The organism is Brevundimonas denitrificans (genome assembly GCF_030160755.1).
GTDB classification, from domain to species: domain Bacteria; phylum Pseudomonadota; class Alphaproteobacteria; order Caulobacterales; family Caulobacteraceae; genus Brevundimonas; species Brevundimonas denitrificans.
The window spans coordinates 20,529-28,944 of sequence record NZ_BSOY01000054.1 but is presented as its reverse complement, the minus strand read 5'-3'; the positions used below and the strand labels follow the sequence as shown (position 1 = coordinate 28,944).

Sequence of the window (8,416 nt, the reverse complement as noted above, 5' to 3'; positions counted from 1 at the left end):
GGCGCTGGATCCGTGGCTGGCGCTGTTCGCCGCCGGCCCCGCGCCGGTCGATGCCGCCGCCACGGCCCTGGTTCAGGCGCTGGAGCGGATGACCCGGGACGACGCCGGCGCGACGGACGCGGCCTGGCGCGGGACCGAAGGCGAGGCGGCGGCCCGGATGCTGTCCGGCCTGATCACCGACGGGACGGGGCTGGAGCCCCTGTCCGGCCCCGATTTCGCCCGACTGATCTCGGGCCTGGTGACCGCCGAGGTAGTGCGCACCGGCGGCGCGGCCCATCCGCGCCTGTTCATTCTCGGCGCCATCGAGGCCCGGCTGGCGAGGGCCGACCGGATGATCCTGGCCGGCATGGAGGAGGGCGTCTGGCCGCGCGGCGCCCCGATCGATCCCTTCCTGTCGCGCCCGATGCGCAAGACCTTGGGCCTGCCCCCGCCCGAGCGCCGCATCGGCCTGTCCGCCCATGACTTCGCCCAGTCCGCCTGCGCCCCCGAGGTCATACTGCTGCACACCGAGCGGCGCGGCGGTCAGCCTTCGGTCAAGTCCCGCTGGCTGTGGCGGCTGGAGACCCTGGTCGGCGGCGCGGGACATACCCTGCCCGGCCGCCCCGAGGTCCTGGCCATGGCCCGGGCGCTGGACGCCGCCGACCCGGCGCCGCCGCCGGCCATCATGCCCGCCCCGCGCCCGGCGCCGACCCCGCCCGTGTCCCTGCGTCCGCGCCGCCTTTCGGTGACGCGGATCGAGGAGTGGGTGCGCGATCCCTACGCCACCTACGCCCGCTTCATTCTGGGGCTGGAGGCGCTGCCCCGTCCCGACGAGCGTGTCGACGCGCGCCTCCGCGGCACCGCCATCCATGCGGCGCTGGAGCAGTTCGCCGTGGCCTGGCCGGCGCTGGACCTGTCCGAAGCCGCCCGGACCTTCGTCGACCTCTATCTGGAACAGCTGCGCGACGGCGGCATGCCCGACGCCGCCCTGGCCCGCGAGGTGGTTCTGGCCCGCAATGTCGCCGACTGGGCGGTCGGTTTCGAGACCCAGCGGCGGGCCGACGGCGCCGCCATCCTGATCGAACAGCGCGGCGTCATGGAGATCGACGCCCCGCGCGAGCCGTTCCGCCTCAGCGCCCGGGCCGACCGGCTGGAGCTGCATGACGGCAGGCTGACGGTGATGGACTTCAAGACCGGGGCCGCGCCCAGCTGGAAACAGGTCAGGACCGGGTTTTCGCCCCAGCTGTCCCTGACCGCGGCCATCGCCCGCGCGGGCGGCTTCCCCGGGCTCGGGACGCCGGAACCGGGCCGACTGCTCTATGTCACGGTGACGGGACGCCGCCCGCCGGCGACCGATGTCGACCGCAGCGGCGACGCCCAGAAAAAGGACGCCCAGCCGATCGCCGTCACCGTCGATGAGGCGCTGGAAGGGCTCAACCGGCTGATCGCCACCTATGAGAAGCCCGGCCAGGCGTATATCTCGCGCGCCGCCCCCCAGTTCGCCCAGCGCGCCTTCTCGGACTACGACCACCTGGCCCGGGTGCGCGAATGGTCGGTGGCGGATGAAGCGGAGGGCGGCGAATGACCGTCGTCCCTCTGATCTCGCCCCAGGCCCGCGCCGCTGATCCGGCCATCAACGCCTTCGTCATGGCCAACGCCGGCTCGGGCAAGACCACGACCCTCGTCGACCGGGTCGCCCGGCTGCTGCTGGATGGTTCGAAGCCCGACGCCATCCTGTGCCTGACCTTCACCAAGGCGGCCGCCGCCGAGATGCAGCGCCGCCTTTACCAGCGTCTCGGCGCCTGGGCCGTGGCCACCGACGAGGACCTGCGCAAGGACCTCGGCAAGCTCGAGGCGCGCGACCCGGAAGCCTACGACCGCCTCGGCCTGTCGCGCGCCCGCGCTCTGTTCGCCCGCGCCCTCGAGACACCCGGCGGGCTGAAGATCCAGACCATCCACGCCTTCTGCGAGCAGTTGCTGCGCCGCTTCCCGATCGAGGCGGGCGTGTCGCCGGGCTTCCGGGTCATCGACGACGCCGAGGCCGCGGCCGTCTCGGCCATCGCCCGGGAGGCCCTGGCCCACGCCTCGCTCAGCGGGGCCTACCCCGCCCTGACCGACGCCTATGCGGCCATGAGCGAGACGCTGCATCACGAGGCGTTCGAAGCCATGTTCGGGGTGTTCGAAGCGAAACGGGCCGCCCTCGGCGCCTATGTCGAACACGCCGAAAGCGAGGGCGGCCTGGCCGATTTCGTCGCCCGCTCGGTGGGTTTCGCAGACGCCGCGGAAGCCGACGCCGAAACGATCGAGGCCGCGGCGGCCGATCCCGCCGCGATCGATACGAGCCGCTGGCTGTGGGCCGCGGACGCGCTGGATCGCGCAAAAGCGGCCGGGGACAGGGACCGGGCGCGCGAAATCCGCGTCTTCGTCGAGAGCGTCCGGTCCGGAACCGCCGGTTTTGGCGACCTTCAGGCCCTTCTCCTCACGCAAAAGGGGACGCCGGCGACCTGGTGCGCCAGGAGCGCCGCCGCCAGGGCCGAGCCCGGCCTGTGCGACTGGCTGGGGGAGCAACAGGCGCGCGTGGTCGAGGCGGCCCAGCGGCTGCGCGCCGCCCATGTGGCGGCGGAGACCACCCACGCCCTGACGCTGGCCGGGACCTACGCCCAGGCCTATGCGGCGGCCAAGACCGCGACGGGCGCGCTGGATTTCGCCGACCTGATCGTCCGGGCCCGAGCCCTGCTGACCGACGGCCCCGGCGCGGCCTGGGTATTGTACAAGCTGGACGGCGGGGTCGATCACCTGCTGATCGACGAGGCCCAGGACACCTCGCCCGAGCAGTGGGCCATCGCCCGCGCCCTGACCGAGGAATTCTTCGCCGGGGCCGGCGCGCGCGAAGACGGTCGCGAGCGGACCATCTTCGTCGTCGGCGATGAGAAACAGTCGATCTTCTCCTTCCAGGGCGCGGCGCCGGAACGTCTGCTGGCCGAAAGCCAGACCTATCACCGCCTCGCCATGGCGGCCGGGCGATCGTTCGAGACGGTCGAACTGCTGCAGTCCTGGCGGTCGACGCCCGAGGTGCTGGCGTTCGTCGACAGGGTGTTCGCGGTTCCCGACCACGCCCGCGCGCTCAGTCCCGGCCGGGGCGAGATCGGCGACCGGGCCGATGTCGTGGTGCGCCACACCGCCGGCCGCGCCGACGGCCCGGGGACGGTGGATCTGTGGCCCGAGGAGAAGGACGACCCCGCCGAGGATCGCCGCGCCTGGGACGACCCGCTGGACGCAGGGTCCTCGCACGGGGCCCGGCGGCGCGTGGCGGAGCGGATCGTCGCGGAGGTCCGCGCCATTGTCGAAACGGGCGAGGCCGTCCACGCCAAACGCTCTGAAGACCGGACCGCATGGCGGCCCGCCGACTGGGGCGATGTGCTGATCCTCGTCAAGAAGCGCGGCCCGATGTTCGAGGAGATCCTGCGCGCCCTGAAACGGTCGGGCGTCCCGGTCGCGGGCGCCGACCGGTTGAAGCTGGCCGAGCATCCGGTGTTCGAGGACCTTCTGGCCCTCGGTCGGGCCGCCCTCTACCCCGAGGACGACCTCACCCTGGCCGGCGTGCTCCGCAGCCCCCTGTGCGATATCGACGAGCAGGGTCTGTTTGATCTGGCCCAGGGCCGACAGGGCGTTCTGTGGCGCGCTCTCAAGGCCCGTGCGGACGAACGACCCGAATGGACGGCGGCGCGCATCCTGCTCCGCTGGTTCCGGGCCGAGGCGAAGGTCCGCGCGCCGTTCGACCTCTATGCCCGGCTGTTGAACCGCCGCGACGCGCGCGGCCTGACGGTGCGCCAGCGCTTCATGACCCGGCTGGGCGGCGAGGCGGCCGATGCGCTCGACGCCTTCCTCGATCAGGCGCGGGCGGCGGAGGGCCGGGGGGTCACGGATCTGGAGCGGTTCTGCGCCGACCTCGCCGCCATCAACCAGACGGTCAAGCGCGAGATGGATGAGCCGCGCGGCGAGGTGCGGGTCATGACCGCCCACTCGTCCAAGGGACTGGAGGCGCCCATCGTCATCCTGCCCGACACCATCTTCTCCGAACCCAAGGGCGACCCCCTGCTCGAGACCGCCGACGGCGGCTTCCTGTGGTGCGGCTCGGGCGAACGGGATTGCGACGTCTCCGCCGAGGCCCGCGAACTGCGCAAGCTGCGCAATGAGGAGGAGTCGCTGCGCCTGCTCTATGTCGGCCTGACCCGCGCACGCGACCGACTGATCATCGGCGGGCGCATCGCCTCGAACCGCAAGATCGAGAACGCCCGCGCCTGGTGGGGCCCGGTCCATGACGCCTTCGCTTCGATGGAGGGCGTGCGTGACGTCGAAACCGCCTCCGGACCCGCCCGGCGTTTCGGCGCCGATCCGGCGCGCCTCGCAAGGCGGGCGGCGGATGCCGTCGCCGCGGAGCCTTCGCCCGGCTGGCTGACAGCGGAGCCGGCGCGTGAAGACGCGAGCCGCCTCGCCGCCCCCTCCCGCATGGATGAGACCGTGCGCACGCCCGCCCCCTCGCCGCTGGCGACCGCAGGCGGGCCGGGTGCGCCCCTCGGGCGGTTCCGGCGCGGCGACCTGATCCATCGGCTGCTGGAACGGTTGCCCGATATTCCCGCCGCCGAACGTCCGGAGGCGGCGGTCCGGATGTTGTCCCGTGAGCGGGACCTTGATGAGAACCAGCGGTCCGAGATGATCGCCGCGGCCTTCGCCGTGCTGGACGACGCGCGTTTCGCGCCGGTGTTCGGGGTCGGCTCCCGGCCCGAGGTCGCCCTGACCGGATCGGTTGCGACGACGGCCGTATCGGGACGGATGGACCGGCTGGTGGTCACGCCCGACCGGGTGCTGGTGATCGACTACAAGACCAACCGCCCCGCCCCCGCCCGGATCGAGGACGCCGACCCGGCCTATGTGCTGCAGCTCGCCGTCTATGTCGCGATCCTGCGCGATCTCTATCCGGACCGCACCGTCGAGGCGGCCCTGGTCTGGACCGACGGGCCCCTGTTGATGGCGGTTCCGCAGGCGCTGATGGACGCCGCCCTGACCGGGTGAGCGCGCCATGCGTTGATTTGCGGGGGCCGGCGCCCCACATCGGCTGTCGAAGCGCCGGAATCACCTCATGATGACCGGCCGATCTGGAGAGTTTCCCCATGGCCACCGTCAAGGTCACCGACGAGAGTTTCGAAGCCGACGTTCTGAAGGCGTCCGTCCCCGTTCTGGTCGACTTCTGGGCCGAATGGTGCGGCCCCTGCAAACAGATCGGCCCCGCGCTGGAGCAGATCGCCGATGAACTGGCCGGTCAGGTGGTGATCGCCAAGGTCAACATCGACGACAGCCCGATGATCCCGTCGAAGCTGGGCGTGAAGGGCATCCCGACCCTGATGCTGTTCAAGGACGGGCAGATGGCCTCGATGAAGGTCGGCGCCATGCCCAAGGGCAAGATCGTCGAATGGCTGGCCGAAGCCGGCATCGGCCATGCCGCCGCCTGAGCCATTTCGGCCTGTCGCGACCGTAACTTGCCCAATCCGGTGATCGGTGTTCTTCTCCCGGCGTCCCAATGGATGCTGGAGCGTCAACATGCTGACCGCCGCCTTGTTCGCCGCCGCCCTGCTGCTTGACGGAGGCCAGGTCGCCGTCATCGCCGGGACCCCCGCCCCCGCGGAAGTCACCGTCCAGCGCCTCCCCCGGACCTGAGGGCGACACCCGCCGGGTCTGCCGGCTGGAGCGCGCCACGGGGTCGAACATGCAGCAGCGCGTCTGCCGGGATATTCCGCGGGCCGGGGTCCAGGATCAGCAGACCCGGGAATTCATGCGCTCGATGCAGCGGATCCGCTTCCCGGACGAGGGCGCGGCCGCGACGCCGGGCGGCCCGAACGGCTGAACAGATCACTGGAGCAAGACCCATGGTGACCGCCGCCCTGCTCGCCGCCGTACTGCTCCTGGACGGAGGTCAGGTGGCTGTGATCGCCGGAACGCCGCCGCCCGCCGAGGCCCGGCCCGCCGACGCCCCGGAAGGACCGGAGGGCGACACCCGGCGGGTCTGTCGTCTGGAACGGGCCACCGGTTAACATGCAGCAGCGCGTCTGCCGCGACATCCCGCGCGCCGGCTTCCAGTCGCAGCAGACCCGGGAGTTCCTCAGCGCCACGCAAAGGGTGCAGCTGCCCGGCGGAGGCATCAGCTCCAGGCCGCGGACTTCGGGCCTCGGCCCGAACTGAGGCGTCCGGCCGGCCGGCTCAGTCCGGCCAGGTCTCGCGCGCGGCGGCCAGAACCTCGCCCGCCAGATACAATGACCCGCAGATCGCGACCCGGCCGGCGCCGAGCCGCAGGGCGCGCGTCAGCGCCTCCTGAACCGAGACGCAGGTCGTCGCGCCGAGCCCATGACCGCGCGCCACCGCCGCCAGGGCTTCCGGCGCGGCCGCGGCCCCCTCGAACGGGACGGTGAAGACCGCGGCGCCGGACTGGCTGAGCGCCTCGAAGAAACCTCCGGCGTCCTTGTTGGCCAGCATGCCGACGATCAGGGCCAGGGGGCGCGGGACCTTCGCCTGGCGTTCCGCCAGGGCCAGGGCCAGCGCCGCCCCCGCATGCGGATTGTGCCCGCCGTCCAGCCACAGCTCGGCGTCCGCCGCCCGGGCGGCCTCGCCATAGGGCCCCGCGGTCAGCCGCTGCATCCGCGCCGGCCAGCGCACCGCGCGCAGGCCTTGGGCGATGGCCGCCTCCGGCAGGTCCAGCTCCAGGGCGACGGCGACCGCCAGGCCGGCGTTGTCGATCTGGTGCGGCCCGGCCAGGGCCGGGGCCGGCAGATCCAGAAATCGCTCCTGATCCTGATAGGCCATGCCGCCCCGCTCGGCCCAGGCGTCGAAATCGACGCCCATGACGGTCAGGGGCGCATGGACGGCCCGGGCCGCCGCCTCGATCGCGGCCATCGCCGCCTCGGGCTGGCGGGCGATCAAACCGCGGGCGCCGACCTTCAGAATGCCTGCCTTCTCCACCGCCACGCCGTACAGGCTGTCGCCGAGGAATTCGGCGTGGTCGAGATCGACCGGGGCGATGACGCTGAGCAGCGGCCGTTCGATGACGTTTGTGGCGTCCAGCACCCCGCCGAGGCCGACCTCGACGATGGCCAGATCGGCCGGGGTCTCGCTCATGGCCACGAAGGCGGCGGCGGTGGTGCTCTCGAACACCGTCGCCTCGCTGCCCACGGCCTCGATGCGGTCGAGGATGGCGTTGAGGGGCGCGTCCTCGATCAGCTTGCCGGCCAGCCGAATCCGCTCGTTGAACCGCACCAGATGGGGCGAGGTATAGGCGTGGACCTTGAGGCCCGCCGCCTCGGCGATGGCGCGGATGAAGGCGACGGTCGAGCCCTTGCCGTTGGTGCCGGCGACATGGACGACGGGCGGCAGCCGGTTCTGTGGATCGCCCAGGCCGGCGCACAGGACGCGCATCCGCTCCAGCGACAGGTCGATGCGCTGCGGATGCCGCGCGCGGAGGCGTTCGGAGATCGGGTCCATCGGGCCGAGGCTACGCCGCCCGGCGCTTCCCGCCCATCAGCATCGACAGGATCTGGCCCAGGACGACCGGCAGGTCGGCGCGGGCGACGACGCGGTCGACCATGCCCTTCTCCTGCAGATATTCGGCGCGCTGGAAGCCGGGGGGGAGCTTCTCGCGGATGGTCGCCTCGATCACGCGCGGTCCGGCGAAGCCGATCAGGGCTCCGGGCTCGGCCAGATGCACGTCGCCGAGCATGGCGTAGCTGGCGGTGACACCGCCGGTGGTTGGATCGGTCAACACCACGACGAAGGGCAGCTGCGCCGCCTTCAGCTCCTGGATCGCCAGGGTGGTGCGGGCCATTTGCATCAGGCTGAGGGCGCCTTCCTGCATCCGCGCCCCGCCGGCGGCGGTGAAACAGACCAGGGGCACGCCGCGCTCGATGGCGGCGCGGGCGGCGGCGATGAAGGCCTCGCCCGCGGCCATGCCCAGCGATCCGCCCATGAAGGTGAAGTCCTGGACGATGACGACCGCCTCGGTCCCGTCCAGCGCGCCGAAGCCGATGGCCATGGTGTCCTTGCGGCCCGCCGCCTTGCGCGCGGCGATCAGACGATCCTTGTAGGGCTTGCCGTCCGAGAATTTCAGCGGGTCCTCGGGCACGTCCGGTGTGTCGATGGGCTCATAGTCCCCGTCGTCGAAGGTGGCGCGCAGCCGGGTCGGGGCGTCGATGCGCATATGCCGGCCCGAGGGCGTGACCCACAGGCTGGCCTCCAGATCCGGGCGGTACAGCATCTCGCCGGAATCGGGGTCCTTGACCCACAGATTGTCGGGCGTGTCGCGCCGGCTGACGATCTTGCGAACGCCGGGCGCGAAACGGCTCAGCCAGCCGCCACGCTTTTCCTGGGGTTTGGGAGGGTTCTTGTCAGCCAT

The 8,416-nt window shown here is 72.0% G+C and carries 7 protein-coding genes; 5 read left to right on the top strand and 2 right to left on the bottom strand.

All coding sequences use genetic code 11. From position 1 onward, the window contains the following. From addB to QQJ79_RS11315, 5 genes are all read left to right on the top strand, one after another. Positions 1–1,564: double-strand break repair protein AddB (gene addB / locus QQJ79_RS11335; RefSeq protein WP_284223044.1), on the top strand; the 1,564-nt coding region annotated here is incomplete at its 5' end. Continuing rightward, on the top strand, positions 1,561–5,052 hold the full coding sequence (gene addA / locus QQJ79_RS11330) for a double-strand break repair helicase AddA (RefSeq protein WP_284223043.1): 3,492 nt from the start codon (positions 1,561–1,563) through the stop codon (positions 5,050–5,052). The genes addB and addA, both read left to right, overlap by 4 nt. Positions 5,053–5,150: 98 nt before the next feature. After that, positions 5,151–5,489 carry a thioredoxin gene (gene trxA / locus QQJ79_RS11325; protein ID WP_284223042.1) on the top strand — a complete coding sequence of 113 codons (339 nt, stop codon included), beginning with the start codon at positions 5,151–5,153 and terminating at the stop codon, positions 5,487–5,489. Positions 5,490–5,743: 254 nt separating this feature from the next. Beyond that, positions 5,744–5,881, top strand: a complete 138-nt coding sequence (locus tag QQJ79_RS11320) for a hypothetical protein (RefSeq protein WP_284223041.1) — start codon at positions 5,744–5,746, stop codon at positions 5,879–5,881. A 22-nt stretch (positions 5,882–5,903) separates the two neighbouring features. Further along, positions 5,904–6,068, top strand: a complete 165-nt coding sequence (locus tag QQJ79_RS11315; RefSeq protein ID WP_284223040.1) for a hypothetical protein — start codon at positions 5,904–5,906, stop codon at positions 6,066–6,068. A 166-nt stretch (positions 6,069–6,234) separates the two neighbouring features. Here the strand turns inward: QQJ79_RS11315 and QQJ79_RS11310 are convergent, their stop codons facing one another. Both QQJ79_RS11310 and QQJ79_RS11305 read right to left on the bottom strand, forming a co-directional pair. Then, entirely contained in the window at positions 6,235–7,509 is a 1,275-nt protein-coding gene (locus QQJ79_RS11310) for a bifunctional folylpolyglutamate synthase/dihydrofolate synthase (protein WP_284223039.1), read from the bottom strand. Positions 7,510–7,519: 10 nt separating this feature from the next. After that, complete coding sequence (locus QQJ79_RS11305; protein WP_284223038.1) at positions 7,520–8,416, bottom strand: acetyl-CoA carboxylase carboxyltransferase subunit beta; 897 nt, start codon at positions 8,414–8,416, stop codon at positions 7,520–7,522.

Excerpts from the sequence above, each read along its gene's own strand:
- addA (WP_284223043.1), top strand. The coding sequence starts at position 1,561 with ATGACCGTCGTCCCTCTGATCTCGCCCCAGGCCCGCGCCGCTGATCCG.
- trxA (WP_284223042.1), top strand. The coding sequence starts at position 5,151 with ATGGCCACCGTCAAGGTCACCGACGAGAGTTTCGAAGCCGACGTTCTG.
- QQJ79_RS11320 (WP_284223041.1), top strand. The coding sequence starts at position 5,744 with ATGCAGCAGCGCGTCTGCCGGGATATTCCGCGGGCCGGGGTCCAGGAT.
- QQJ79_RS11315 (WP_284223040.1), top strand. The coding sequence starts at position 5,904 with ATGGTGACCGCCGCCCTGCTCGCCGCCGTACTGCTCCTGGACGGAGGT.
- QQJ79_RS11310 (WP_284223039.1), bottom strand. The coding sequence starts at position 7,509 with ATGGACCCGATCTCCGAACGCCTCCGCGCGCGGCATCCGCAGCGCATC.
- QQJ79_RS11305 (WP_284223038.1), bottom strand. The coding sequence starts at position 8,416 with ATGGCTGACAAGAACCCTCCCAAACCCCAGGAAAAGCGTGGCGGCTGG.